The sequence below is a fragment of the Corynebacterium sp. HMSC068H04 genome (genome assembly GCF_001811255.1).
GTDB lineage: Bacteria > Actinomycetota > Actinomycetes > Mycobacteriales > Mycobacteriaceae > Corynebacterium > Corynebacterium hesseae.
The window spans coordinates 67,759-93,399 of record NZ_KV803978.1 but is presented as its reverse complement, the minus strand read 5'-3'; the positions used below and the strand labels follow the sequence as shown (position 1 = coordinate 93,399).

General features: G+C 60.3%; 21 protein-coding genes. 4 read left to right on the top strand and 17 right to left on the bottom strand.

The genetic code is table 11. The features are described from left to right. Positions 1–13: 13 nt before the first annotated feature. The 4 genes from HMPREF2792_RS03765 to HMPREF2792_RS03750 all read right to left on the bottom strand — a co-directional run bounded on the left by HMPREF2792_RS03765 (position 14) and on the right by HMPREF2792_RS03750 (position 4,988). Positions 14–1,174 carry an alpha/beta hydrolase gene (locus tag HMPREF2792_RS03765; protein WP_232748452.1) on the bottom strand — a complete coding sequence of 387 codons (1,161 nt, stop codon included), beginning with the start codon at positions 1,172–1,174 and terminating at the stop codon, positions 14–16. 219 nt (positions 1,175–1,393) lie between these two features. Continuing rightward, positions 1,394–2,776, bottom strand: a complete 1,383-nt coding sequence (locus HMPREF2792_RS03760; RefSeq protein ID WP_070530965.1) for a hypothetical protein — start codon at positions 2,774–2,776, stop codon at positions 1,394–1,396. A 408-nt stretch (positions 2,777–3,184) separates the two neighbouring features. Continuing rightward, positions 3,185–3,793, bottom strand: coding sequence for a cation efflux transmembrane domain-containing protein (locus HMPREF2792_RS03755; protein WP_070530963.1), 609 nt, complete (start codon positions 3,791–3,793; stop codon positions 3,185–3,187). A gap of 55 nt (positions 3,794–3,848) precedes the next feature. Then, positions 3,849–4,988 carry a helix-turn-helix domain-containing protein gene (locus tag HMPREF2792_RS03750; protein ID WP_070531099.1) on the bottom strand — a complete coding sequence of 380 codons (1,140 nt, stop codon included), beginning with the start codon at positions 4,986–4,988 and terminating at the stop codon, positions 3,849–3,851. 141 nt (positions 4,989–5,129) lie between these two features. Here HMPREF2792_RS03750 and HMPREF2792_RS03745 point away from each other — a divergent pair, with 141 nt between their 5' ends. Beyond that, positions 5,130–6,722: an amidohydrolase gene (locus tag HMPREF2792_RS03745; protein ID WP_070530960.1), complete on the top strand. Its 1,593-nt coding sequence runs from the start codon at positions 5,130–5,132 to the stop codon at positions 6,720–6,722. A 9-nt stretch (positions 6,723–6,731) separates the two neighbouring features. Next, the gene (locus HMPREF2792_RS03740) at positions 6,732–7,967 is read left to right on the top strand and encodes a M20 family metallo-hydrolase (RefSeq protein WP_070530957.1); all 1,236 of its coding nucleotides are present in this window, start codon (positions 6,732–6,734) and stop codon (positions 7,965–7,967) included. Here HMPREF2792_RS03740 and HMPREF2792_RS03735 read toward each other — a convergent pair. From HMPREF2792_RS03735 to HMPREF2792_RS03715, 5 genes are all read right to left on the bottom strand, one after another. Continuing rightward, positions 7,964–8,410, bottom strand: a complete 447-nt coding sequence (locus HMPREF2792_RS03735; RefSeq protein ID WP_070530955.1) for a MarR family winged helix-turn-helix transcriptional regulator — start codon at positions 8,408–8,410, stop codon at positions 7,964–7,966. The genes HMPREF2792_RS03740 and HMPREF2792_RS03735 overlap by 4 nt on opposite strands. Before the next feature lie 55 nt (positions 8,411–8,465). Beyond that, positions 8,466–8,846: an MmcQ/YjbR family DNA-binding protein gene (locus tag HMPREF2792_RS03730; RefSeq protein ID WP_209167619.1), complete on the bottom strand. Its 381-nt coding sequence runs from the start codon at positions 8,844–8,846 to the stop codon at positions 8,466–8,468. Positions 8,847–9,080: 234 nt separating this feature from the next. Next, positions 9,081–9,881 (bottom strand): enoyl-CoA hydratase-related protein, encoded by an 801-nt coding sequence (locus HMPREF2792_RS03725; protein ID WP_070530953.1) that lies wholly within the window; start codon positions 9,879–9,881, stop codon positions 9,081–9,083. Between the two features lie 2 nt (positions 9,882–9,883). Further along, positions 9,884–10,855 (bottom strand): NAD(P)H-dependent flavin oxidoreductase, encoded by a 972-nt coding sequence (locus tag HMPREF2792_RS03720; RefSeq protein WP_070530951.1) that lies wholly within the window; start codon positions 10,853–10,855, stop codon positions 9,884–9,886. Between the two features lie 77 nt (positions 10,856–10,932). After that, positions 10,933–11,343, bottom strand: a complete 411-nt coding sequence (locus HMPREF2792_RS03715; RefSeq protein ID WP_070523388.1) for an acyl-CoA thioesterase — start codon at positions 11,341–11,343, stop codon at positions 10,933–10,935. An 87-nt stretch (positions 11,344–11,430) separates the two neighbouring features. Here HMPREF2792_RS03715 and HMPREF2792_RS03710 point away from each other — a divergent pair, with 87 nt between their 5' ends. After that, positions 11,431–12,612 carry an acyl-CoA dehydrogenase family protein gene (locus tag HMPREF2792_RS03710; protein ID WP_070530949.1) on the top strand — a complete coding sequence of 394 codons (1,182 nt, stop codon included), beginning with the start codon at positions 11,431–11,433 and terminating at the stop codon, positions 12,610–12,612. Between the two features lie 47 nt (positions 12,613–12,659). Here HMPREF2792_RS03710 and HMPREF2792_RS03705 read toward each other — a convergent pair whose 3' ends face one another. Genes HMPREF2792_RS03705 through HMPREF2792_RS03695 form a run of 4 tightly spaced genes read right to left on the bottom strand, consistent with a single transcriptional unit; the run spans position 12,660 to position 17,974 of the window. Further along, positions 12,660–14,033, bottom strand: coding sequence for an NAD-dependent succinate-semialdehyde dehydrogenase (locus tag HMPREF2792_RS03705; protein WP_070530947.1), 1,374 nt, complete (start codon positions 14,031–14,033; stop codon positions 12,660–12,662). Positions 14,034–14,041: 8 nt separating this feature from the next. After that, on the bottom strand, positions 14,042–15,565 hold the full coding sequence (locus HMPREF2792_RS03700) for an APC family permease (RefSeq protein WP_070530945.1): 1,524 nt from the start codon (positions 15,563–15,565) through the stop codon (positions 14,042–14,044). Next, positions 15,562–16,452, bottom strand: a complete 891-nt coding sequence (locus tag HMPREF2792_RS12565) for a universal stress protein (protein WP_083303840.1) — start codon at positions 16,450–16,452, stop codon at positions 15,562–15,564. Before HMPREF2792_RS12565 ends, HMPREF2792_RS03700 begins: the two co-directional genes overlap by 4 nt. Before the next feature lie 13 nt (positions 16,453–16,465). Continuing rightward, positions 16,466–17,974 carry a flavin monoamine oxidase family protein gene (locus HMPREF2792_RS03695; RefSeq protein ID WP_070530942.1) on the bottom strand — a complete coding sequence of 503 codons (1,509 nt, stop codon included), beginning with the start codon at positions 17,972–17,974 and terminating at the stop codon, positions 16,466–16,468. 177 nt (positions 17,975–18,151) lie between these two features. Here HMPREF2792_RS03695 and HMPREF2792_RS03690 point away from each other — a divergent pair, with 177 nt between their 5' ends. Continuing rightward, on the top strand, positions 18,152–18,808 hold the full coding sequence (locus HMPREF2792_RS03690) for a TetR/AcrR family transcriptional regulator (RefSeq protein ID WP_158011578.1): 657 nt from the start codon (positions 18,152–18,154) through the stop codon (positions 18,806–18,808). A 166-nt stretch (positions 18,809–18,974) separates the two neighbouring features. On the opposite strand, the gene HMPREF2792_RS03685 is transcribed toward HMPREF2792_RS03690, so the two are convergent. From HMPREF2792_RS03685 to HMPREF2792_RS03670, 4 genes are all read right to left on the bottom strand, one after another. Further along, the gene (locus HMPREF2792_RS03685; protein WP_070530937.1) at positions 18,975–20,507 is read right to left on the bottom strand and encodes a permease family protein; all 1,533 of its coding nucleotides are present in this window, start codon (positions 20,505–20,507) and stop codon (positions 18,975–18,977) included. A gap of 102 nt (positions 20,508–20,609) precedes the next feature. Further along, positions 20,610–21,728, bottom strand: coding sequence for an alcohol dehydrogenase catalytic domain-containing protein (locus HMPREF2792_RS03680; RefSeq protein ID WP_070530935.1), 1,119 nt, complete (start codon positions 21,726–21,728; stop codon positions 20,610–20,612). A gap of 117 nt (positions 21,729–21,845) precedes the next feature. Further along, a complete protein-coding gene (locus HMPREF2792_RS03675; protein WP_070530932.1) occupies positions 21,846–23,564 on the bottom strand; it encodes a helix-turn-helix domain-containing protein in 1,719 nt (572 codons plus the stop codon). A gap of 32 nt (positions 23,565–23,596) precedes the next feature. Continuing rightward, the gene (locus tag HMPREF2792_RS03670; RefSeq protein WP_070530929.1) at positions 23,597–25,612 is read right to left on the bottom strand and encodes a hydantoinase B/oxoprolinase family protein; all 2,016 of its coding nucleotides are present in this window, start codon (positions 25,610–25,612) and stop codon (positions 23,597–23,599) included. Between the last annotated feature and the right edge of the window lie 29 nt (positions 25,613–25,641).

Genomic DNA, 25,641 nt, shown 5'->3' with positions numbered 1-25,641 from the left:
AGCCTGCGGTGATCTAGGGCTTTACCCCTAGTGCCGGGCCCACCGTGGCCCAACTGATGGCCAGCTCGCGCCGGAACAGCCCCCATGTGTGGCGCCCCGCGGGAAGTTCGTAATAGTCAAGGTCTACGCCAGCTGTGGTGGCCTGCTTGGCGTAATAAGAGCTGCACCAATAATCCAAACGCTCGTTGAGGCCCAGCGCGGGAAGTGGTGAGTCCTCGATGTCGACGTCAAAGTCTGCCGGGCCGCCGCGGGAGACGATGACGAAAGTCTTGCGGCCGCGTTGCTGATCGAGGTTGAGAACCGGCGAATGTTGCGCCCACGCCGGATCCCACGGCGCGCCGAAGGAGCGAGCCGGGTCAGTGCCGTAGAACGCAGCACTTGCCCACGCAAAGGTCTGCGCGAGAACACCTGTGGTCGAGGGACAACCGGAGAAGGAACCAGCCACTGTAAAGCGCGGATCGAACGTGGCTAGCTCCAATGCGGGGCCACCGGAGTTGCTTAGACCCGCGATTCCGTCGCGGCCGTTGCCGTGGAACTCGGCGTCGATAAGCTGCGGGAGTTCCTTGGTCAGATAGGTGGCCCACTTGTATTTTCCGTGGGTGTCATGAGGCTGCGCCCAGTCGGACATCATTGAGCCATATGCGCCGCGCGGGGAAATGACATTGACCTGCTTGTCACGGAAGAACTCGGAGGCCCCGCCGCCGTCCCACCACAGTGCGTCCTCGCCACCGCCGGCACCACCCAGTAGGTAATAGCTCGGGCGGGGCTGCGTGTTCTCCAATCCTCCTGGAGGAAGAATGATGTCGTTGGTGATGACACGGTCCATGGCCGGTGAATAGGCCTTGAGCTCCCACACGTTGTCCTGGACGTGACGCAGTCCGCGCAGTTGTGCCGGGGCTGCCGTCGCCGGTGGGCGCGTAGCGTCCGGTGCCAACACCGGGATTTTCAATAGCTGAAGCACCTGCGCCCAGGCGGCGAAAATGTTGTCGGCGAAGAGTAGAGGTGCCAATGGTCCCAGAGCGATGGGATCGAGGGCGCTAGAGTGCTGATCGATGTTGGCGGCATCGCTGCTCTTCGTATCCAGTGCTTGTGCGTGTGCCGGCTGCGCGAGGTCGGGGGAGATGATCAACCCCGCCGAGAGAATGCCCGCTAGTGCGGAGCGAAAGAATTTCATTAGTTCACAATAGCCAACTAACCCTGCAGCGCAGAACTTCCCCGGCGTTAACGAAGGCGGGGCAGCGGGAGAGCTGCGGGACAGTTGGTGGAAGCGGATTAAGGGCATAAAGAAACCCCGACCGCTTTCATCAAGCGGTCGGGGTCCTCTCACTCTCTCACTGCCGGACTAAGCGCCGGCGGGCTGTGCACACTCTCTGCAGTGGGCGAGGGGTGTTCCTTAGAACAGGCCCTCAGCCTTCTTGCCGGTGTCCTTCACGGTGATCTCGCGGGAGTCAACGTTCTGGTCGTTGTCGGTGGAGTTGTCGCCCTTCAGGCGGGAAATCTGGGTGACCTCGATGTAGTTCTTCAGGCGGCCTTCCTTGGTGTTGCCGTCGCCGAAGTCCAGGTTGGCAACGCGAGCGGTCTCGCCAGCGTTAATCGGGTTGGCCAGGGTGACCTCGAAGGAGCGGGTCGAGGACTTCTCGTCGAAGCCCAGGTCACGGATGTGAGCGCCGTTGGAGGAACGCGGGGTGATGAGGCGGTCAACGCCCTTCGGGCCCTCAGCGGTCTTCACATCAACGCGGTACTGGACAGCCGGGAAGTCGCCGTAGTAGCGCTCGGAACCGACGTTCTCCAGGCGGAGAGCAACGGTGCCAGCGTAACCAGCGTGCTTAGCGCCGGAGGTGGTCAGAACCGGCTTCAGGTCCAGCTTCTGCTTAGCCTCGTCGGTCTTGCCGTTCTCGACGTCCTCCTGGACCTTCTTGTCGGCTTCCTCTTCCTTCTTGCCCTCGGACTCGGACACGGCCTTCTCCTCCGGAGCGACCTCGTTGTCCTTGATGACCTCAGCGTCAGCCTCCGGGGACTTCTCCTCCTCAACAACCTTCGGGTCGTTGACGTCGGTGGTGTTCTGCGCGTCCTTGTTCGGAGCGTAGGAATCAGCGATGTCGTCGTACAGCTTGACGCGAACCTCGTTCTTCATCGGCTGCATTGCAGACCAGAAGGTCGGGGTGGACCAGGTGCCGTTCGGCTTGCAGTACTGCTGGGTACCGGTCATGTTCAGGACGCGGAAGCCGTAGGTGGCCTCACCGGTGTGGTTCGGCGGAACATCGTACGGTCCGATGGACTGGCCAGCCTCCCAGGACAGGGAGTAGGAAGCGGAAGCGCCGAGCTTGGTGGCGATCTCGTGGGAGATGCCGAAGGAACCCTCGGAGTTCTTGCCGGAGCCCTTGCCGCCAGCGTTCATGGAGGTGGTCTCAGTGCGGTCACCGTTGACGGACAGGGTGATGGACTGGGACTTGGACAGGTCCTGCTGCAGCGGGATGTCCTTCTTGGTCTGGTTGGTGGTGGAGATGGTGCCTGCCGGCATGAAGTTATCGGTCACCTTGTAGACCACGGTGCGGTGATCCTCCCACGGGTTGCACACCGGGCGCGGGTTGAGCACGTTGGCCTTCATGTGGTCGGAGCCGTGGGTGGTGTGAACGATAGGCAGCTTTGCGTTCACAGCCGGGGTCTCCGGGTAGGACTCGGTCTGGGTGGCTGCGGAGGCAGCCGGTGCGATGAGGGCGGTGCCTGCGATCGCAAGGCCGGCGATGAGGCCGGCGGTACGACGACGCTGGGTCATTGTTGTTCTCCTGGATGAAAGTTTGGGGCAATGCGGTGACGCACTGTGGTGACACTGTGTTTGCGCTGTAGTGCCCAGTGCGTGACGTGTTGCAACAATAAGGCCCTTTTCAGGATCGCGCACCCCTTGAATTGTTTATATTTTCGAATGCAGAAATACATTTCGATCGGGTGGCCCCCGGGTGAACAATTGACTAAGAAATTTGCGCCGACCTTGGTTTTGTCTAACTAGACCGTATTCTGGGAAAACGTCTCTTTGACCGTTCGTTCACAAACTAAAGAATGACCCCATTAGGGGGAGTGAAAGGGTGTTTGTGGGGTCGTGTCACGCTCAATTTCAGCCTCTGTGGTCTAAGGGGTAGAACCCAGCCGACCGCCGTTTGCTTAAGTAATTCTTAAAAACGGCGCGTTAGTCTTCTTCGATCTCTGGGTCTTCCGCGCGTGCCTGTTCGAAGACCTCAGCCGCCGCGCGCAGGTTAATGGTGCCGATGATGAGGCCGACCACGATGTCTGGCCAGGGGCTCGCCCACGCCAGCATCACAAGACCAGCGCCGAGGATAAGAATGTTGGCGGCGACGTCATTGCGTGCGGCCAACCACGCCCCGCGCGTTAGCGCACCTCCGTGTCGCAATTGCACCAGCAGCACCGCGCAGAGCAGGTTGATGAACATGGCGAAAATGGCTGTGCCGGAAAGCGTGAGTGGCTCGGGAACGGCGCCGTTGATGATCTTCCATATCGCCATGCCATAGGACGCCACCGCGGGGATCAGGATGAGCCCGGCTAGGCCATAGCTTGCTTTGCGACGCCCCTCCACCGACCAGCGCAGCGCTAAGAGCACGAGCGCGTTGATGAGAAAGTCCTCGAGGAAATCGGCGGCGTCAGCGAAGAGTGAGGCCGAGCCGATGATGCAGGCGACGACGAATTCGACGAAGAAGCCAAAGAGATTCAAGGCAGCGACCCAGGCGACAACCCGCCGGGCGCGTGCGTTCAGGGTGGAGGAGGAGAGATCGTGAGACACGGTACCTGAGCTTAATGGGCTTGAGCGCCGTGTCCCAACTTGTTTTCCTTTGTATTTATCGCTTTGTCCGGTGCAACGCCAGCAATGCTCGCGCGGCGTCTTTCGGTCGCGTGATGTCGAGTCCCGTGAGTTCCGTGACCTGCCGCAGGCGGTTGAGCACCGTGTTGCGGTGGCAGTGCAGCGCCTCGGCAGAGTCTTTGATGGAGCCGCAATCCAAGTAGGTGGCGATGGTCCGGTACAGCGGCGCGTTGCTTAGGCGCAGCTCGGTGATTTCCTGCGTGAGCTCCGTGATGCCGCTGGCCGGGAAGTCCGCGATGGCATCGCCGGCGACGGCCCAGAGGGCGTCGGGCGCTTCGGCTAAGTGGTCCAGCGGGCCGGTGGCGTCAAAGATGCGCGGCGCTTGCTGCGCTGCGGCGCGGACACCGGCTAAGCCGATGACGTCGCGGAAAAGTATGCCCGAGATCTCCGTGAGCTCTGCGCCGCTGTCCTTTGTGGACTGCCCGCTGTTCCTTTGGTCTCTAGGCCAGAAGGCAACGAACATCCCGCGCACGCCATGGCCGAAGGCTTCGCCGGAGGAGATGGGCTCGTCGAGAAGCGCGCGCATCTCCACCGCAGCGGTGGGGTGGGCCACCGCGACGTCGAAGTGGCAGTCATCATCCAGGTTGAGCGCGCGGGTGATTTCCGCGATGCCGAGCGCGCCCAGGGATTCGGCGGCGAAGAGCCTCTCCAAGTGCCGGGCGTGGGCGCGGTGCACGTCGTGCTGACCGCGAGCCTCCTCCAAGCGGTAGGCATCGCGCACAACTAGGTTGTACATCGTCACAACGGAGTGCACCTGCGCCACGTGGTCGATGAGTGCCTCTTGATCCGCGCCGGCGGCCCGGCGCAGGTGCTCCCAGAGGACGGTGAAGTCGAGCTGGATGGCGTCGATCAGTGTGGCTAGCTCCACGCCCTGGTGCGCGCGCCGCCGGCCCAAACTCTGGGCGTGGGTGCGCAGTTCCTCCTCATCCATCGCCCCAACCAGCACGTCAGTGATGCGCGCGAAAACCTCGAAGGCGGTCAGGCGCAGCTCGTCCTCGCTCACCAAGGAATCGCCGTAGCGCCCCGAGCGGGAAAAGGCGGCGAGGAAATCCTCAACTAAGTGGGGGATGGTGCCATGGACCTTCGTGACGATATCGTGCCAGCGCTTCTCGTGCATGTGCACAACGCTACACGTTGAGTGCTGGTGAATTGCCCTCTATGTGGAGAGGTGTGTCACTGCTGCGTTTAGCATGTGGGGACTAGCACAGCACGCGCCGCGTGCAGTGTGCCGGAGAAACAGGAGAACTCAGGAGGACGCATGATCACGCGCATCGACAACGCCCACATCCTGACCCAGGATCCCGCGCGGCCGGTTGCGGATTCGGTGGCTTTTGCCAACGGGCGCATCCTCGCGGTGGGGGAGGCCGCCCACGCCCTGCCCGCCGACGAGACGTGGGATGCCGGCGGGCGCACGCTCACCCCTGGCTTTAACGATGTGCATTCCCACACCGTGTGGTTCGGCCAGACGCTGCTCGAGGTGGATCTTTCCCAGGTCACAACTCCTGAGGAGGTCTACACCGCCGTGCGCGACGCCGAGCCGAACCCCGACGGCTGGGTGGTGGCCGCAGGGTTTCGCCCCTCCGGGCTGGATGCGCCGGTGGAGATCGCAGAGCTTGACCACGCGACCGGCGGTGCTCCGCTGCTGATCAAGCACAACTCGGGCCACGCCTACACGGTCAACACCGCGGCCCTTCGCGCGGCGAGCGTCGATCCCACCAACCCGCCCGAGGTGGACGGCGGCGAGTTCGTCCGCGATGCCGATGGGCACTGCACGGGGCTGCTCGACGAAAACGCCATGCGCGCCATCCAGAACGTGACCCTGCCGGAATCCGGGGAAGAAATCGGCCGTGCCTTGGAGCTGGCCACGCGCCGCTACCTCGAGCGCGGTCTAACCTCCGTCACGGATGCCGGGGTCGCCGGCGGCTGGATCGGGCACAGCCCGCGCGAGATTGCCGCCTACCAGAACGCCACCCTGCATACCCGCATGCAGGTGATGGTGACCATGGACGTGCTCCACGAGATTCCCGGTCACGCCTCCGACGGCCCTGGCTGGGGCCTCGACGGTGGCCTGCGCACCGGCTTCGGTGACGAGTGGCTGCAGGTCGGCCCCGTCAAGATCTTCAGCGATGGCTCCCTGCTGGGAACCACCGCCGCGCTGACGGAGAACTACGCCTGCTGCTCCCATCACGGCTACTTCCAGGGCGACCCAGAACAGATGCGTACCCGCGCGCTGCAGGCAGCGAATTCTGGCTGGTCACTGGCCATCCATGCCATTGGTGATGCGGCGGTGGATTTTGCGATAGAGACGCTGGAGGAGGCCGTCGACAAGCATGGCGTGCCCGCGATGCCGCACCGCATCGAGCACGGCGGTGTGGTGCGCCCCGATCAGATCGAGCGTCTGCGTGGCAAGCCCATCGTGGTGGTGCCGCAGCCGCTGTTCATCAAGGCCTTTGGCGATGCGATGGCGGAGTCCCTCGGTCCGGAGCGCACCGCGTGGAGCTACCCGGGCAAGCGGCTTCTCGAGGCCTCCCTCATCCTCCCCGGCAGTTCCGATCAACCCGTGGCGCCCGGGGTGCCCCTGGAGGTCATGCAGGCCTTCGTGGAGCGTCGCACCGCCTCGGGTCGGGACTATGGGCCTAAGGATCGTCTGACCCCTGCCGAGGCTCTCTACGCCTACACCGCAGGTTCGGCCGCGGCGACGGGCTGGGCTGGGCGCAAGGGGCAGGTGATGCCGGGGCAGCTGGCGGATTTCGTGCTGCTTTCCCAGGACCCGCTGCAGACTGATGACCTTTCCACCATCGACGTGGCCGCCACCATCGTGGGCGGCGAGCTGCGCTACGGAAGCTTTTAAGGAGTAGTAATGCGAGCAACCACTAACGAACAGTTCCTGTCTGATTTCCAGGCTATGTCCGCCAACGGCGCCACGCCGGGCGGCGGCGTGGAACGCCAGGCGGCAAGTGCCGGCGATAACCTCAACCGCGCTTGGTTCCACGAGGTCCTAGAGTCCCTCGGGGCGCGCGTTATCTACGACGAGATTGGCAACCAGTACGGGCTCTTCGAGCTCGCCCCCGGCGCCGAGTACGTGGGCCTGGGCTCGCACCTGGATTCGCAGCCATTGGCCGGCCGCTTCGACGGCGCCTATGGCGTGCTGGCCGCAGCCCACGCGGCTGGGCGCGTGGCGCAGGCCGGGGTCAAGGCGCGCTATAACCTGGCGGTCATCAATTGGTTCAATGAGGAGGGCTCGCGTTTTGCGCCGTCTATGATGGGCAGCTCCGTGTTTGTGGGGACGCTGGCGCTTGACCGCGCCCTCTCCGCCACCGACCTTGCCGGCGTCACCGTCGCGCAGGCCCAGGAGGAAGCTGGCTGGGCCCCGCGTGGCGAGGCTCCGAAGCTCGCGGCCTATGCGGAGATTCACGTCGAGCAAGGTAAGGAACTTGAAGCTGCCGGCAACACGATTGGTCTGGTCACCGCCACGTGGGGCGCGAAGAAATTCCAGGCGGTGGTCTCCGGTGAACAGGGCCATACCGGTTCCACTCTCATGGCCGATAGGAAGGACGCGCTCTTCGGTGCCTCCCTCATCATTGCGTCAGTGGAGCGCTTGACCCATGAATTCGATGAAGGCCAGCTGCAAGCCTCGGTTTCGCAGTTAACGCTGGAGCCGAATTCGCCGGTAACCATCGCCCGTGAGGTGCGCTTCAATGTCGATGTGCGCTCGCCGTCCACGGAGGTGCTGGACAAGGCGCAGGCGCGCCTGCAGGAGATTATCGCCGACGCAGAAGAAGAATCCCGCACCTCGGTTGAGCTCACCCCGACGCACGAGTGGGCGCTCAACCCTTACCCGGCCGCCGGCGTGGAATTAGCCCGTGAGGTCGTGCAGGAGCTCGGGTATCCGCACCAAGAGATTTACACGGTGGCCGGGCATGACTCGACCAACCTGAAAGAGGTGGTGCCGACGGTCATGCTCTTCATCCCATCCGTCGACGGCATCTCTCACAACGAAAAGGAGTTCACCACGGAGGAAGACTGCGTGGCCGGCGTGGACGTGTTGACGCACGTGGCGCAGCGCATCGTGGAATCCGGGTGCGGCGAGCGCTAGTCGTTATCGCTCCACGGTTCATACCCGAAGGCCTTCATCGCGATTTCGAATCCGCGCTTCATTGCTTTCAGCTCTTCCTCGCTGTGCTCGTAGGTGCGCAGGCGCACCGGGCCGGTGAGGGGGACGTGGAGCAAGAAGTGCTGGCCTTCCTCGGTGATGCTGCACAGGCGGCGGCGAAGATCTTCCGGATCATCATCGATGGAGATAAGCTCATCGCGCACCAAGCGCTTGACCGCCTGCCCGATGGTGGCGGGCTGCCATCCCAACTCCTTGCGCAGCTGCAGGATGGGGATGGGGCTCTTCTTATCGATGAGCCGGAGAAGCGAAAGATGGGAGCCGGTGATCCCGTATTCGCGGCGCGCTTCCGTATCGAACCGCGCGCGGGCGCGCTCGAAGCGGCGATATTCCGCAATGGTCTCATCGATTAGCTCATTTTTGCTCACGCGATCCAGCGTAAGAGTTGAGGACTCGCGTCCGCAAATGTTTACGTTGACAACCCTAACCAAAGGTGGAGGGATCGATGGGCCGTTGCGAGCGAGGGAGTTTCTCCACCACGAGGCGGTACGAGTCCGTCACGAGTTCGGCCAGCAGCTGCGGGGTGAGCTTGGCGTCGGGATACACGGAAACCCAATGGCGCTTATTCATGTGGTAGCCAGGTGCGATGAAGGAATACTCTCTGCGCAGCGCTTCGCCATCGAGGGGCTCGACCTTGAGGATGGCTTGCTGGGAACCAGTCACGGCGGTGAGAAGTAGGAAGACCTTGCCGCGTACCTTAAAGACGTCCCAGTCCGGCCCGAAGGGGTGTGTCAGCGTGGCGCCGGGAAGCTCCGCAGCGCGTGCGGTGGCGCAGGCATGGAGGTCTAGGGCAGCGGTGCTCATGAGGTCCACACTAGGTGAAAACACCGTTGGGCCCCTTTTTCGATTTCTCGAAGAAAGGGGCCCAACGGCGTCTCTATCAAGTCCCTCCGTGTATCGGCCACTGGCCGCCCTCTGGAGGGTGAGGGGTTCTCTCTCTCGCATGCGCTCTCTCAAACGCACAAGAATGAGTATGGCGGGCGACGCTGGATTCACCATGTGGTCTCCCTGGCAGTTTTCTACTAGTCAAAACCGCCGCTAATCAAAGCGCGCGGGCCGCTTCTCCAGGAAAGCCATGACGCCTTCCTTGTGGCCTGCCGAATCCATCTGTGCGTACTGCGTGGGCTCCTCCCAGGCGAGCTGCTCATCGAGCTGTCCAAGCGCAGTGCGGTTGATGGCTTCCTTGGCCTTGGCCAGGGCGTCACGTGGCGCGATATGCAGGCGTTGGACTAGCTGCAGCGCGGCCTCGAGGGCTTGGCCCTGGGGCGCGCGCTTGGCGACGATCCCAGCCGCCTCCGCTTCGGCGACGCCGAGCTTGTCCTGCAGCAGTGCCAAGGCAAGAGCGCGGTGGCGCCCCACGGAGGCGAGCGCGGTGAGGCTGACACCGCCGTCGGGGATGAGACCAATTTTGCCGAAGGGCAGCGTGAAGTAAGATTGCTCGCCGGCCACGATGAGATCGCAGGCGAAGGCCAGCGATGCCCCAGCGCCGGCGGCTGCGCCTTCGACCGCAGCGATGACGGGAATCTCGGCGGCCTGGATTTCGGTGACGAGCGCGTTGAGCTGAGGCAGCATCGTCGACTCAGCCGGGTTGGGGGTCTCGCCCGACTGCTGCGCTGCAGCCGCAGCCTGTGCTGCCGCCACGATGTCCGCGCCCGCGCAGAAGGCGGTGTCATCACCGGTGATGATGAGGGCGCGGATGGAGGGGTCTTGGGAGGCGTCGCCAAGCGCGGCCGAAAGTGCTTCGCAGTGTTCCTTGGCAATGGCGTTGCGCCGCGCGGAGTTGTTGATCTGGGCGATAAGGGCGGAGCCTTCGCGGCGGGTGAGGATGGCTTCGGTCATGGTTAGTCCTTAACGAGTTCGGTGAGGGAGGAGATGATGCGCTGGGCATCGGCGGAAATGCGGGAGACGATCTCGGAGCACGGGGCGACGTCGTGGATAAGCCCCTGCGAGGTTCCGCAGGTCCACACGCCCGCATCCAAGTCACCGGTCTCGTAGACCGCGCGGCCGCGCTTGCCGGCAACGAGGTGGCGGATATCACCGAACTCCGCACCTTGGGCGAGGCGCTCGGCCACCTCATCGCTCACGGCATTCTTGGCCACGCGGGTGGAATTGCGCAGCTCGCGGAGGATGAGCTGGGTATCCAGCTCGGAGCGCTCCACGATGGCCTGCTTAACGTTCTCGTGCACCGGCGCCTCCGTAGAGGCCACGAAGCGGGTGCCCATGTTGATGCCCTCGGCGCCCAAAGCGAGCGCGGCGGCCAGGCCGCGGCCATCCGCGAAACCGCCCGAGGCGATGATGGGGATATCGAGTTGATCCGCGGCGGCGGGAATGAGGACCAAGCCCGGGATGTCATCCTCGCCAGGGTGGCCAGCGCATTCGAAGCCATCGATGCTGACGATGTCCACGCCCACCTTTTGCGCGCTGAGCGCGTGGCGCACGGAGGTGCACTTGTGGATGACGGTGATACCCGCGTCCTTGAAGGCCGGCATGTGCTCCTTGGGATTGTTGCCGGCGGTTTCGGCGATCTTTACGCCTTCCTCAATGATGACGTCGCGGTACTCCGCATAGGGCGGCGGGGTAATCGCCGGCAGCATGGTGAGGTTGACGCCGAAGGGCTTGTCTGTGAGCTCGCGGGTGCGGCGGATCTCGTGGCGGAGATCCTCCGGGGTGGGCTGGGTGAGCGCGGTGACGACGCCGAGGCCGCCGGCGTTGGATACAGCGGCGGCGAGCTCGGCGCGGCCGACCCACTGCATGCCGCCTTGGATGATGGGGTGAGTGATGCCGAGCATCTCGGTGACGCGGGTGGAAATCATGAGGGTGGTGCTCCTTTGTGAGTGACTAGCAATTGGAGAGAAGCGGATGGAAGTTTTGGGCGATAGGCAGTGAATGGCTATTCGGAGAAATGAGCGCGCAGGCGCTCGGTGAGGTCCTCGGGGAGGGGGATGGGGCGGCGCGCGGAGACGTCGATAAGCACCAGCGTCGCCGTGGCGAACACGCACGAGGTGCCGTCCTGGATGAGTTCGTGGGCGACCTGGTAGGAGGTGTTGCCGATGCGGGAAATCCACACCCGCGCCTCGATGGAATCGGTGTAGGTGAGCTCGGCCTCGTACTGCACTTCGAGGGATCGCACCACGTGAGCGTAGGTATCGGTGGCGACGGGTCCGGTCAGTGCGGCGGCTGCGCGGACGCGGGCCTCCTCGAGGAGGGTGACTATCGTGGCGTTGTTGACGTGGGCGTTCGCGTCCTGGTCGGACCACCGCAAAGCGAGGGGCACCGGGATGGCGTTGGCGGGCGCGCGCATTGTTCCTCCTTGGGGGAGCGGGTAGAGTGATGCGTATTACTATACATACGAATTGTGGTTCGTAAATCGAACCGTGAGGAGAATGCCATGACGGATCTGCTGGGAATCGATGCTCTCCTGAGCGAAGAAGAAAAAGCCACGCGTGACCGCGTGGCCGCACTGGTGGATGAGCACATCCGCCCGCACGTGGCGCAGTGGTACGAGGACGCGGTGCTGCCGGAATCGATCTTTCCGGTGCTGGCGGAGGCTGGTCTGTTCGGGATGCACCTGGAAGGCTACGGCTGTGCCGGGCGCACTGCCGTGGAATACGGGCTGGCCATGCAGGAGTTAGAGGCCGGCGATTCGGGAATTCGCACGGTGGTCTCGGTGCAGGGATCGCTGGCGATGTCGGCGATTTATAAACACGGCTCGGAGGAACAGAAGCAGCAGTGGTTGCCTAAGATGGCCGCGGGTGACGTCATCGGCTGCTTCGGGCTAACGGAGCCGACCGCCGGCTCCGACCCGGCGGGCATGGCGACGGTGGCGTGCTACCGCTCAGGCGAGTGGGTTCTGGATGGCGCGAAGCGCTGGATTGGCCTGGCAAGCGTGGCCGGGGTGGCCATCATCTGGGCCAAGGTGGACGAGGAGGATGCCTCCGCCGCCGGGGTGGAGGCGGGCGTGCGCGGGTTTATTGTGCCGACGTCTACGCCGGGTTTTAGAGCTACCCCAATCACTCGCAAGCTGTCGATGCGCGCTTCCATCCAGTGCGATATTGCGTTGGATAGTGTGACCGTGCCTGGCGACGCCCTGCTGCCCAAGCACCCTGGCCTCAAGGGGCCGTTCATGTGCCTTAATGAGGCGCGCTTCGGTATCAGCTTTGGCGCTTTGGGCGCTGCGCGCGATTCCTTGGAGGTGGCGCTGAAGTATGCCAAGGAGCGCAAGCAATTCGACCGCTCGCTGGCATCCTTCCAGCTCACGCAGCAAAAGCTGGTCGATATGGCGGTGGAGCTGAACAAGGGACAGCTGTTGGCGCTCAACTTGGGCCGTGCCAAGGACGCGGGAACGTTGGAGCCTTATCAAATCTCGGTGGGCAAGCTGGCCAACTGCCGCACCGCCATTGAGATTTGCCGCCAAGCTCGCACCATCCTGGGCGGCAACGGCGTCACGGCGGACTATTCGCCGCTGCGGCACGCCGCCAACCTGGAATCAGTGCGCACCTACGAGGGCACCGATGAGATCCACACGCTGATTCTGGGGCGCGTGCTGACGGGGGAGCAGGCGTTTAGCTAAAAGTGGCCCGAAGTCCCTTGATGAAGAGGCTTCGGGCCTAGCTGTGTTTAGTTGGCGATGAAGTACATCTGTTTATTGATGAACTCCTCGATACCAAGTGAACCAAGCTCGCGACCGAAACCTGAACGCTTGACACCACCAAAGGGGAGTTCAGGACCTTCACCAGTTGGTGTATTGACGTTGCTCATGCCAGATTCGATGCGCTCAGCAATTGCTTGGGCTCGCTTGGAGTCTTGAGAGAACACTGCTGCGCCAAGGCCGAAGACATTGTCGTTAGCTATCTCGAGCGCTTCCTCATCAGTCTTAAACTTGTAGACCGTGGCGACCGGTCCAAAGAATTCCTCATAATAGGAATCGCTACCTCGAGGGATATCTGTGATTACTGCAGGGGAGATGTAGGCGCCCTCCTCTGAGAGTTCACCACCCGCCAGTAGCTGGCCTCCAGCAGAAACAGCGCGCTCGAGCTGTTCTTTGAGGTTCTCTGCAGCGCTACGGGAAGATAGCGGGGCATACACAGTTTCCCCGGCAGTATCCGGTAGTCCTGGCTCCATTTGTTGTGCAAGATTAACTAGTTCTTGAACAAACTCGTCATAAATGTCTTCTGCGACAATAAGCCGCTTGTTTGAATTGCAGGCTTGGCCGGTGTTGTACATACGCGTACCCCAAGCGAGTTCGGCTGAAGCCTTAACATCATCCGTGTCGAGGACGACATATGGATCTGAACCTCCAAGCTCGAGTACGGCTTTCTTGAGGTGCTGGCCAGCCTGTGCACCAACGATAGCTCCGGCCCGCTCGGATCCGGTAAGAGAAACTCCTTGAACGCGGGGATCTGCGATCAAGGTAGAGATTTGCTCATGGGTAGCAAAAACATTGGTGTACACCCCTGCCGGAAGGCCGGCATCGAGAAAGATCTTTTCGATCGCCAGAGCAGAACGCGGGCAAATCTCCGCGTGTTTAAGGATGATGGTGTTTCCTGCGACAAGGTTGGGTCCTGCAAATCGCGCTACCTGGTAGTACGGGAAGTTCCACGGCATGATGCCGAGCAGAGGCCCGAATGGGCGGCGGCGAATGAATGCCTTACCGTCCGCCTCCGTAGGGATCTCTTGATCCGCGAGAAACTTCTCCGCGTTGTCCGCATAGTACTGGATGATGGCAGATGAGAACTCGGCTTCTTCAACGCCTTCCGGAAGTGGCTTCCCCATCTCTTCAGCAATGATGGCAGCGAGTTCTTCTTTGCGTTCTTCAAAGAGTGAAGCTGCCTTGGCCACAATTTCTGCTCGTTGTGAGACTGGAGTTCCAGACCATTCGGTGAAAGCTACGGAAGAAGCTTCGAGGATTGGCTCAATAGCAGCATCATCGAGAGCATCGAAAGTTTCAATGATCTTGTTGTTGACTGGATTCTGTACACGGTACTGAGACATTTTTCCTCCTAGGAAAAGTTTGGGGTTGTTGTATCTGAACTGGATTCACTACGGCTGATTACTGAGCCCGTGAAGAAATCTGGGTTGCGGAGTCGGGTAATGAACATGAGGATTAAACCGAGCACGAGGATGCTGGCGCCCAGGATGAAGACGATTCCGACCCCTCCAAGAGAAGAACCGGAACCAAAGCTCGGGTCCATGGAGTCATAAGCGGTGATGAAAAACATTAATAGAAGGAAGCCACCGCCCAGCAACGGGCATAGAAACTTAAACAGGAAGTTCCTTACTGAAGTAAAGAGTTCTTTTCGGAAATACCACAGACAGGCAACTGCTGTGATGCCGTAATAGAAACAAATCATGAGACCAAGAGCAGCAATTGTGTCCCAAAGTGCATTCTCTGAGAGCACTCTTGTTATGGCGTAAAAGGCTCCAGAAACGACGGTTGCGACAATCGTTGCGACGGTTGGAGTTTGGAATCGTGGGCTGATTCGAGCCAATTGTGGGGGAAGAGCTTTGTAATAGCTCATCGCCAGAATCGTGCGGGCGGGGCTAACCAGCGTGGATTGCAAGGATGCAAAAGAGCTAGCTAGAACCGAGATATAAATAAGGATGGCAAATGGGCCCATAACCGGGTAAGAAAGCACTGCAAAAATTGATTCCTGATTGTCTGGGTTACCGGCGCCTAGTCCGCTTTCGCCGATGCCCGCCCATGCCATAACGGCTACCGCTGTAAGTACATACAAAATGATCGTGATGACGATGACGACGGTAGCCGCCCGGCCAGGAGTTTTTTCTGGGTTTTTCGTTTCTTCATTCATAGTTAGGGTGACATCCCAGCCCCAGAACATGAAGATGGATAGTGAGATTCCGGCAGCAACCACCGAGAAGTCCTTGATTTCAAATGGGTTGAACCAGCTGAATTGGATGGAGGTGAAATCGAATCCATCTCCGTTGTAAGCCCTCCATAATGCTGCGACATCGAAGGAGACAATTGCGATGATTTGAATTGCAACGAGGATGTATTGCATCTTCTGCGTTGTGTCCATACCTCGATACGCGACCCAAGCTGCAGCAACTAAGAACACAAGTGTGGTTGGAATATTTACCCAGAGGTTGCGTGTGAGTTCAGCGAGCTCTGGTCTACCGGCAAGCTGTGCGATGAGCAGATAGAAGAAGTCAACGGCCACTGCGGCAAGGTTCGATAGGACCAAAATCGTGGCGGCGATCAGACCCCAGCCACCCATCCAACCGACCCACGGGCCGAAGGCTTTGGTCGCCCATGTAAAAGTGGTTCCTGAATCAGGAGCACGGTTGTTGAGCTCGCGGTAAGCAAAGGCCACAAGCAGCATGGGGATAAACCCCAGGATGAGAACGGCTGGAACGAAGACGCCCACGGCCGAGATGGCAGGACCGATTCCCGAAGTGAGTGTGTAAGTTGGCGCCAAACAACTAATGCCAATGACGACAGCTCCGAGCAAACCGACTTTGCCGACTGCCAATCCTTTCTCTGAAACTGCTGGTTGTTCACTCATGAGGGAGCACCTCCTTTCAGCGACATGTAGCCCGAAGGGACAACAATGGTTGGAACTGGTAAGTGCTTGAGGATTCGATGAGCAGTTGTACCAAGGAAGAGCCGACCATCGCCGGCAATACGCGCAGAACCAAGAACTGCCACTTCGCCCTCTTCCCAGCTAAGGTTTCGCAGCGCTGACTGGACACTTGATCCCGAAGTAGTGATGCGTGACGCTTGTCCCTTGGAAACCGCTTCTTCGATTGCCTCCGAGAGTGGGAGCTCAAATCCGTGCCCGGCATCTTCTCCGGAGATCTTCAAGGTAATGATGCGTAATGGAATCTCTCGGCGGTTTGCGCGGTCCAGTCCGATTGCCGCGACATCTGATCGTCCTCGGCGCGGGCCAACAAGGGCAGAAATACTCGTTATCGGTCCTGGATATGAATAGTCTTGAGGAGCTAGCGCTACTGGTGTTTGTGCTGTGTATAGCAATGAACTGGGTACTGTACCGATGCGGAATCGGTTCAAAAGTCCGCCTGAGCGTGCTCCGACGACGATTAAATCGCACTCAAGTTTTTGCGCGGCATCATTCAAGGCAAGTGCGGGTTCTGTCCCCTCGACGACGTGCCATGTCGCAGAAATGTCAGCGGGAAGACTATTTAACGCACTGGCGAGACGCTGTTCGGTTTGTTCTCGCACAATCGCGTTGTAACCAGGATCTTGAGTCTGAACACCAAAACCTTGAGGACTAACAGGAGGAATAACCGAGACTATCTTCAGGTTGACCTGGCGCTCACGCGCGAGAGCAATTCCTAAATGGAGAGCATCATGACCGTCAGAGGTGTCGATGTATGCGACTAGCAGAGAGCCGTTAGCCCTGCGGCGCGGAAAATCTGTGGGTGGATTCATGAACAGTCACCGCTTATCCCTGCCCAAGAATCTGTTTCGCAACGGCTTCACCGATACGCACCGCGCCGTCGACGTGCTGGTAACCTGCACCAGCGATGTCAGAGGAGGAGTAATAGATCGGGCCGGTTGGTTTGTTCTGAAGATGGCCCCAACGCGATAGTCCACCTAAATCGTATGACGTTGCGTAGGCTCCGCGAGTCCATTCTTCGGCCGCCATATCGGAGAGGAAGAATGCGATGGGATTCTTTACCTTGTCACCAAGGTAAATGGACATTGCATCGAGGATGCGCTCTTTGCGTTCTTCAGCGGGGAGAGCCCACATCTCTTCGGCGTAAACGTCGGAAACAAAGCCAACCAATGTGCCGAATGCGTCTTCTTTTCCTTCCTCACCGCCTGCGAAGTTTTTGCCGTAATTGGTGTTGTCATAGATTTCGGCAACGAGTCGATCGCCACCGAATGCAGTACCGGACAGTCCCTCTTCACGCCAGAAGGGAGTTTCATAGACTGCATGAACTTTGATGACGAGACCCATGGAAATGTGCTGATGGGCAACATGCTGTTCTCGCGGTAGGGGAGGCACGTAGGAAATGCGATTATAGAGGTTTGGCGGAACCGCAAGGATAGCGTTTTTAGCATGGACAACAGCGCGATCAGAATAGGCAGTTACGGTTCCCGGTCCACCATTGTTGTCCACACCATTGCGGACGTCCGCTTCAACATTGTTGGGGGCGTCTGCCGTAGAAGGATCTGGCGTAGCCCATTCGAGAGTGCGAACAGGTGAACTGAGAATGACGTCATCGCCGAGTTCCTCTGCCATCGTTATGGAAACTGACTGCATGCCGCCGGCAACTCGCTTATCAAGCAAGAAGTTTTCATCAACAAGGTTGTCGAAAGAACCAGCAGATGAAGCCATCAGAGCTGCTTGAAGTACGGAAAAGGTGCGGGAAGGCTTAGTAAGCATTCCAGAGGAAATGTAAAGCGAGATGTTGTCAATTGCCTCAGAATCGTCAGATAGGCTTTCTAACCAGTCACGGAAGGATTGGCTATCGAGTTCTTTGGCTCGTGGGTGCTCCCAAGGGGCGTTAGCGTCGACTTCCTCGGCCAGCTGATTGAGCTCAGCGATCAATCGATTCATCTCGGAGGCGGTTTCCTCTGACGTTGGGAAGGTATCTCCCTCAAATTCGTGGCGCGTGCCGTCTGGGGACACGTAGACTGATTTTCCTTCGCGGTACCGATCAAAAGTCTCGAGTCCGAGCTCTTGGACGAGTTCGGTGAGGCGCGTTTGATCGGGGGAAATCCACTGGCCGCCGATCTCAATGAAGTGTTCAGTACCTTGGTCGTCGAGTACCTTTCCGTTCCAGGTACGGCCGCCCACGCGATTGCGGGCTTCGAGAACACAGACTGATTTTCCTGCTTTCTTGAGAGTGCGGGCAGCCATTAGCCCTGAAGCACCGGCGCCGATGATTACAACATCGACTGTGCGCTCTTCGGCGTTGGGATTACCATTACGTTGCGTGACCATTGGAGCGTTTCTCCTTCGCGTGCAGTAGGTATGCGGTGAGTGAGACCTTCGTATGGACGATGGTGTTTCAACGTTAAATTAAAGGGTTTAATTTAACGTTGTGACTACAGTAACAAACGCGCGGCAAGAATTGTAGGGATCACAGTGGTAAATGTTTCGCGCCCCAAAGGGCGGCCAGTGAAAGCGCTGGTGAACCGGCAAAAAATAGCATCAGCCGCACTGCAAATTGTTGAGCGCAAGGGGCTTGAAGCCCTATCGATGTCAGCGGTAGCTCGGTCAATGAAGGTCAGTACCGCAGCGCTCTATAATCACATTTCGAATAAAGAAGAACTGCTGGCTCTGGTACAAGATGACATCATTGCAAAGGTCGATACTTCGTCGCTGAAGCACGCCCTTGCAGGGGAACTACCAGCAGCTGATGCGCTTCGGCAATGGGCATGGTCGTATCGGGATATTCTGGCTGATAATATTCCGCTGATTCGCGTAATTACTGAGCTTCCACTTTATGGTTCGCCCCAAACGATTTCGATGTACGAATTGCTCGTCCAAGTAATTGCACTCGCTGGAGTTCCCGAAGCGGAAGTTATTACGAGGCTTGTCGCAGTAGAGTCTTTTGTTTTTGGTTCTGCTTACGACGTTCATGCGCCTTTGAATATTTTTGAATCGCCTGGGCCTGGAGATAGTCCATTGAACAAGATGAATGACATCTACTTGGCGCAATTCCGAGAGCAGTCTTCGGAGGAGAGCGAACAATCTAAACTTCGTGCGGACAAGTCGTTTGAAACTGGTTTGGAAGCCCTGTTGGAACAGTTCCTATCATCAAATGAGGCTTAAATTTGTGACGTCTATTTAGAGAATACAGCCCCACGGATAAAACGGATTCCATCCAGCAGCCTCTCGAATAGCTGACATAGAAGGATGAAATGCGAAACCCTCCCCTGCAGCTAGGGGTGAACTGCTATTGGGGAGGGAAGCACCTTGGGGAATAAGCTGGTTGAGCTTAGGTCTCGCTAGATTTTGGAGATTCTTTGGATCCTGTGCGGTGGGCGTTCGGATCGATCGGGTGCCCGTCAGCGTCTAGATCATTGAGTTCTGCCAGCTCCGTGAAATCCGCCTGCGCGTCGGCGAAGCCTTCCTCCGGATCGATCTCATCGAAGTTGCGGATGGTGCCGTCGCGCTCGTCCTTGAACATGTCCTTGCCGTAGATGACCAGCACCATAATGATGCCGGCGGCGAATCCCCACGCGGCGCCCTGGGTGGCCAGCACGCCAGCGGTTATGCCTGCGATGCCGAGGTCTTTCTGGTTCTTGGCCTCCATGATGCCCACACGCACGGATACGAAGCCCTGGATGATGAGCGTCAGTGCCAAGCCCACCGGCAGGATAGGCTCAACGAAAGAGGTAATCGGTAGCAGGAGGAGGCCCGTGTTGGTGCCCCAGCGGAAGGAGCCCGCGCCACCGAAGATGGTGCGCATGGCGCGCTTGCCCTGCTTGTAGCGCTCAACGATGACTACGTGCATCGCCGCCCACAGTGGACCACACATGGCGATGTCTGGGCCGATGATGGACATCAGCATGTTGCGGCCGCCGAAGAGGAGGTGTGCGCGCGACGGGCTGTAGACCACGGCCTCATCCGTACGGACATGGTCGGCTTCCTTGAGAACGGCGTTGGCTTGCAGGACGTCACCGAAGACGACGATGTAGGCAGCCAACACTGTGGGGATGGCGGTAAGGAACATGTGCGCCGGCGGCAAGCCAACGCCGAAGACCGTGTACTCAGACCACAGCGTGATGAAGTCAGGCTTGGAGAAGCCCCATTCCACGTCCGGCCACGGTGCCTCGCCGGCCAGCGGTGCGACGAAAACCGCGACGAAGATTGCAGGCAGGATGCCTAGCGAAGCCAGGAAGCGCCAGCCGGCGGCCTTCTGCCGCAGTGCCTGGAAGCCGCGCGAATACATGAGGAAGAAGGCCACGGCCACCGCGATGGTGATGGTGATAGGGAAGGAGTGGAAACGTCCGTCTTCTTGAAATACCGAGATAATCGCTGCAATACCGGCACCAAGCACGATACCGGCGCGCAGACCTGAAGGAATGAGGCGAACGACCTTTGACGCCCACCCAGTTATACCCAGTGTTAAGGAGAATATGCCCAGCAAGAGCTGGAAACTGATCAGCGCCCAGATTCGCTGCTCTCCTTCCGGGAAGGTCTGGATGTAGACCGTCAGCAGCGGAATAGCTGGGGTAATCCAGCCCGGGACAACCGGGTCACCCAAGAGGTGGTGAGTCAGGTAGAGAAGGCCGTTGAGCATGACGACGGCCAGTGCCGCCTCATAGGGCATGCCGAGGGCCTCAGTCATCAGGGGGATAGCGCCCAGATCGACCACGCACATGAACAGGCCTTGGGCAAAGTCCGGCCACTCAATGCGGTAGTGCACGAACGGCAAGCGGACATCAAATGGCCCCATCTTCCAGTGGGGCGAAGCTTGACCGATTCCCTGTTCTTCGGGTTCGGCGGCTTCGGTGGTTGCGGCCATGACGGCCTCCTTTCAAAGAAAAAGGGACCAAGCCCTACGGGCGCGAACCGCGCAGGGCTTGGTGAGGAAAGGTGAAGTGGTTGAGGTTTAGACGAGTCTTGATTAGTCGAACTCGATGATCTGGCGCAGCGCCACACCGTCGGACAGGCGGTCCATGGCGGTGTTGATGTCCTCGAGCTTGATGTGGTCGGAGATCAGGGCCTCGGCGTTGAGCTTGCCCTCGCGCCACAGCTGCTCGTACTTCGGGATGTCCTTCGACGGAACGGAGGAACCCAGGTAGCAGCCGTGCAGGCGGCGTGCCTCACCGGTCATCACGAGCGGGTCGATGGTGATGGTGGAGCCCGGTGCCGGCAGGCCAACGGTGACGGTCAGGCCACCCGGTGCAGTGACCTTGTAGGCGGTCTCCAATGCCTTCGGGTGGCCGGCGGCCTCCACGACGGCGGTGAACTTCTTGCCGGACTCTTCAGCTTCCTGCGGGGTCATGGCGGAAGTGGCGCCGATTTCGAGGGCCTTTTCGCACTTGTCCTTTTGCATGTCGATGCCCACGATCTCCTTTACGCCGAGCGCAGCGGCGGTGATGATGGCGGCCATGCCCACACCACCGAGGCCGACGACGGCGATGCTGTCCTCCGGCTTCGGATCAATTTCGTTAAGGATGGCGCCGCCGCCAGTAAGGATGGCGCAGCCGAGGATGGCGGCGATATCCGCCGGGACATCGGAGCCCACCGGCACGACGGAGAGCTCGGAAACCACTGCGCGGGTTGCGAAGCCGGAAACGCCGAGGTGGTGCTGGACCATCTCACCATTGCGGGTGAGGTGGCGGGTGCCGCGGATGAGGGTGCCCTCGTTGTTGGTCTTGGAGCCGACCTCACAGGGCATCTTGCCGTCGGTCTTGCAGCCGGCGCACTCGCCGCAGCGCGGCAGGAAGGTCATGACCACGTGGTCGCCAACCTTGACGTTGGTAACGCCCGGGCCAATCTCCTCGACGATGCCTGCGGACTCGTGACCCAGCAGCATTGGCAGCGGGCGGGGGCGGTTGTTGTTGACCACGGAGAGGTCGGAGTGGCAAAGGCCAGCGGCGGTGATCTTGACCAAGATCTCGCCTTCGCCGGGGGCGGTGAGCTCGAGCTCGCTCACGGTAATGGGCTTGGAGTCGGCGTAGGGACGCTCATCGCCGGAGCGTTCCAGGACGGCGCCGCGAATGGTAATCGTGTCAGACATATCTACCTCCAGACATCGGGTGGGTTAATGCCACGTAATGTACGCCACAGGATGTCGATGAGGACAGGAACGGTATGGGGGAAACTACATCAGATGGGGGTATAGATAGGAAATTGTCTACTTGGCGAGCGCGTGGGCGCGCAGCGCCACGAAGACATCGAGCCCGCGCTGGCCGACGGCCCACTCATCACCCATCAGCTCAGCGATGCGGTCGAGGCGCTGGCGCACCGTGTTGGGGTGGATGAACATGGCGCGGGCCGTCTGCGGGATGCTGTGGCCAGAGAGCAGGTAGTGGTGGGCGGTATCGGTTAGCTCCGTGGAATGCTCCTTGTCATAACGCAACAGCGGGCCGATGGTGCGTGTGGAAAGAGCGTTCAATGCGTGTGGGTCCGCGCCTAAAATGAGGCCCACCGTGCCCAGGGAATCCTCGGTGATCAGACGACCGCGCACTCCCAGGGCGAGCGCTGATTCCAGGTAAGACATGGCGGAATCATGTGCGCTGCGCGCTTCACTCAGGCCATCAAAGCCGATGGCGGAGACCGTTAAATCGGGGAACTCAGACAGCAGCGGGGCCAGTGCCGTATCGATGCCCCGATCCGGCTGGTACAGAACGCACACGTGCTGATCGTGGTGCGTAATAGCGGCATTGCCCGGCAAGAGGTGCTCTAGCTGCGGACGAGTGGGCAAGCTCTTTGCTGAGTGAAGGCCTACGAAATACAGCTGTGCTGAGGAGTTCAGGCTGATACCCGTCAGATGTCGCAGGCGGGCAATCTCCTCGCGCCCGGCATTGCCGAGAGCCACGGCATAGACCAGGTCATCGACTTTGCGCGCGGTGGCGTCGACAAGCGCCTCAGCAAAAAGGGCGATCGACGTAAAGGCCGCGGAAGCATGGCTGATGACGCGCAGTTCGGCGTCGCTGAGCTGCTTGTCCACACCAATCGTGCCCAGTGCGCGGCCATTAAACTCCACGGGGAACGTGCTTGCTGGGGGAGCGTCCGGGGGATCCTCCGTGGTCCACAGCATCACCGGAGCGTCGAGACTTTCAGTCAGCACGCGTTCGAGTTCTTCGAAGCTGGCATTGTTCATGAGCACGTGGAGCAGTTTCGCGTTGACCTCATTGAGCCACTGCAGCTCTTCCACATGGCGGCTCAGAGCTATCTGCGATCGGGTTAGCTCGGCAACGGATTCGCCCTGGCTCTCAATGACTTGCGCATTCTCCAAGGCAACAGAGGTAATAGAGCCAAGCACCTCGAGCGCGGCAATCTCCTCGTGAGTGTAGTGGCGGGGGTGGCGGTCGCCCACGAGCAGCGCACCGATGGTGCGCCCAGCAATGCGAATCGGGGCGCCAAGGATCCCGCGGATTCCCTCGGCCTCCACCGCTCGGTCCACGTAATCCACGTGCGTGACGTTGGGGTCGGCGGAATGGTCATAGGTCCACGCCGGGCGGTTGGTGGCGGCCACAATGCCGAGGATTCCAGATCCCATCGGCATGTTGATGGTGCGGAATTCTTCGGTGACGACACCGCTGGTGGCCAGCACTTTGGTAAAGCCGGTGTCCTCATCGTTGAGGCTGAGGTAGCCCACGTCCGTGCCAATAGTGGTGCGCGCGTGGCGCACGATGGCGTGGAAGATATCAGAGGATTCGCGGCCCGAGTTGAGCATCTGGGAAACATCGAGCAGCTTGGTCGACATCACGCGCCACGTGTGGTTGGCACGCATGGTCTCCTCAACGGCCCGAAGCGAACTGAGCTCCTCGGCATCCAGTTGCTCTCGCAGCTCGTCGGGGACACGGGTGCCGCTGGCGAGGTGGGAGAATACGGTGCCGAGGAGAGACATGCCCCTAGTTTAGGGGCCAGTCAGGGCGCTTACTACTTCCAGTGGGACGAGGAACGCTTGGTCATCTGCTCGCGGTACTGCTGGGTGGTGGTGGGCAGGAGCTCACCGGTGGCCCAGTCCAGGATGACGCCGTAGTGGCGGACCAGGTCGAGCTGGTCTAGCTCGCCCGCGTTGTAGCGCTCCGCTACGGACTCCGGGGACTCCGCCAGCTTGTCCAGGCGGGTGGAGCGCAGCTCCTCACGCAGCGTCTTCGTTGCATCCTCATCGAGCTCGTACTCGGCGATTTCCGGATCGATGGCGTGTATGACAACGCCGTAGTCCTTGGCGGCACGGCCCACGGAGACGTAGCCATCGATGACGTCCTCCAGCACAGCCTTCGGGTCACGCTCCAGGGAATCGCCGAATCCACCGCCACCGGCAGAGGGGCGCTCGAAGGTATCGCCCGGACCCACCGGAACATTGGAGAAGAGTGCACCGAGAAATTTCTCATCCGGGGTTCCACGGTTGAGCCACACGCCCTGCGGGATGGACGGCAGGCCACCGTCGATGCCCCAGGTAACGGAGCGGGCGCGGTCACAGCAGTAGCTCATCACGGTCTGATTCGCGTCCGTGAGCACGCCGCCCTTGGATACGCCGACGCCGCCGCGGTACTTGCCGGGGCCGGCCGAGTCGGTGACCAGAGCATGGTGGCTGGTGAGGACCGGAGAGAGACGCTCCTGGCCTTCCACCGGCTGGACCGCCAGGCCTGGGCCAAAGACCGGTGCGGTGGCAGAGGAACCATCGCGGTCGACGCGGCCGCCCCAGCCGCCGGCCATCCAGTCGTACCACATGAAGAATTCGCCCTTGTCCTGAGGTTTCTTCGCATCACGTGTATCCCAACCACCGATGAGGAGGTATTCCAGGTTGAAAGCACAAGCCATGGCGCGCTCCTGCATGAGCTGGGACCACAGCTCGAAGACGGCGTTCATGATCTTCTCGAAGGGGCCGGAACAGAAGCCGGTCACCGCGTGCGGCATGCCGGCATTGACCACGGTGCCTTCCGGACCGAGGTCAATGTCCATGGCGCGGTAGAGGCCGGAGTTCAGCGGCACGTCGGGGAAGAAGGTTTTGGTACCGGCGACGATTCCGGAGAACGCGGAGCCATAGCCCGCGTTGAGGAAGCTGGCGACTGCCGGTGCGGATCCATCCAGCGAGTAGGACAGGCGCCCGCCCTTGATGCGCATCGTGACCTTGATGGGAACCAAGCCCTCTTCTTTTGCCGGGTCGAGGTCGAGGTAGTCGGTGGTGGACCACTCGCCGTCGTCAAGCTCGGCGACGCGGGCGGTGACGATGTCCTCCACGTAGTCCTGGACCTCCCGCAGTGCGGTGCGCACGATGTCGACCGAGTACTTGTCCACCAGGCGGTGGATTTCGCGCTCACAGACCGCGGTGGCTTCGGCCTGGGCCTTGAGGTCACCCATGACGATCTCGGGACTACGGGTGTTGCCGGCCAGGAGCTTGGCGACGTCCCTGAGGAACACGCCCTTGGACCACACGCGCACCGGAGTAATGCGCAGGCCCTCGGTGTAGTAGTTGGTGGCGGAAACATCGAAGGAGCCCGGGACGGAGCCACCGGCATCCGCCCAGTGGCCCTTGTTTTGCGCGAAGGCTAGCAGGGTGCCCTCGTAGAAAATGGGGCGCAGGAAGGAGACGTCATTCATGTGAGTGCCGCCCTGATAGGGGTCATTGATGGCGAACACGTCGCCTTCGTGGATGTCATCCCCGAATTCCTTAAGCACGGCCTGGCACTGGAAGTGCAGCGTACCGACGTGCACGGCGATGTCCTGGTCACCCTGCATGACGGTGTTGCCCTCGGCATCGCACAGCGCGGAGGAGAAGTCGCGTGAATAGATAACGAAGGAGTAGCACGTACGCAGAATCTGCTCGGACATGAGGTTGACCGAGGTGGCGAAGGCGTTCTTGAGCACCTCGAAGGTCACCGGATCGAGTGAACGGCGGTTGGACGAGGACTTATTCTGCGTCTGCGACTGTGTTTGGGTTGTAGTCATGTCGATTCCTTTCAAAGGAGAGTCTTAAG

Excerpts from the sequence above, each read along its gene's own strand:
- HMPREF2792_RS03740 (WP_070530957.1), top strand. The coding sequence starts at position 6,732 with ATGCGAGCAACCACTAACGAACAGTTCCTGTCTGATTTCCAGGCTATG.
- HMPREF2792_RS03700 (WP_070530945.1), bottom strand. The coding sequence starts at position 15,565 with ATGAGTGAACAACCAGCAGTTTCAGAGAAAGGATTGGCAGTCGGCAAA.
- HMPREF2792_RS03695 (WP_070530942.1), bottom strand. The coding sequence starts at position 17,974 with ATGGTCACGCAACGTAATGGTAATCCCAACGCCGAAGAGCGCACAGTC.
- HMPREF2792_RS03730 (WP_209167619.1), bottom strand. The coding sequence starts at position 8,846 with ATGAGCACCGCTGCCCTAGACCTCCATGCCTGCGCCACCGCACGCGCT.
- HMPREF2792_RS03680 (WP_070530935.1), bottom strand. The coding sequence starts at position 21,728 with ATGTCTGACACGATTACCATTCGCGGCGCCGTCCTGGAACGCTCCGGC.
- HMPREF2792_RS03720 (WP_070530951.1), bottom strand. The coding sequence starts at position 10,855 with ATGATTTCCACCCGCGTCACCGAGATGCTCGGCATCACTCACCCCATC.
- HMPREF2792_RS03710 (WP_070530949.1), top strand. The coding sequence starts at position 11,431 with ATGACGGATCTGCTGGGAATCGATGCTCTCCTGAGCGAAGAAGAAAAA.
- HMPREF2792_RS03685 (WP_070530937.1), bottom strand. The coding sequence starts at position 20,507 with ATGGCCGCAACCACCGAAGCCGCCGAACCCGAAGAACAGGGAATCGGT.
- HMPREF2792_RS03765 (WP_232748452.1), bottom strand. The coding sequence starts at position 1,174 with ATGAAATTCTTTCGCTCCGCACTAGCGGGCATTCTCTCGGCGGGGTTG.
- HMPREF2792_RS03750 (WP_070531099.1), bottom strand. The coding sequence starts at position 4,988 with ATGCACGAGAAGCGCTGGCACGATATCGTCACGAAGGTCCATGGCACC.
- HMPREF2792_RS03760 (WP_070530965.1), bottom strand. The coding sequence starts at position 2,776 with ATGACCCAGCGTCGTCGTACCGCCGGCCTCATCGCCGGCCTTGCGATC.
- HMPREF2792_RS03675 (WP_070530932.1), bottom strand. The coding sequence starts at position 23,564 with ATGTCTCTCCTCGGCACCGTATTCTCCCACCTCGCCAGCGGCACCCGT.
- HMPREF2792_RS03715 (WP_070523388.1), bottom strand. The coding sequence starts at position 11,343 with ATGCGCGCGCCCGCCAACGCCATCCCGGTGCCCCTCGCTTTGCGGTGG.
- HMPREF2792_RS12565 (WP_083303840.1), bottom strand. The coding sequence starts at position 16,452 with ATGAATCCACCCACAGATTTTCCGCGCCGCAGGGCTAACGGCTCTCTG.
- HMPREF2792_RS03670 (WP_070530929.1), bottom strand. The coding sequence starts at position 25,612 with ATGACTACAACCCAAACACAGTCGCAGACGCAGAATAAGTCCTCGTCC.
- HMPREF2792_RS03745 (WP_070530960.1), top strand. The coding sequence starts at position 5,130 with ATGATCACGCGCATCGACAACGCCCACATCCTGACCCAGGATCCCGCG.
- HMPREF2792_RS03725 (WP_070530953.1), bottom strand. The coding sequence starts at position 9,881 with ATGACCGAAGCCATCCTCACCCGCCGCGAAGGCTCCGCCCTTATCGCC.
- HMPREF2792_RS03705 (WP_070530947.1), bottom strand. The coding sequence starts at position 14,033 with ATGTCTCAGTACCGTGTACAGAATCCAGTCAACAACAAGATCATTGAA.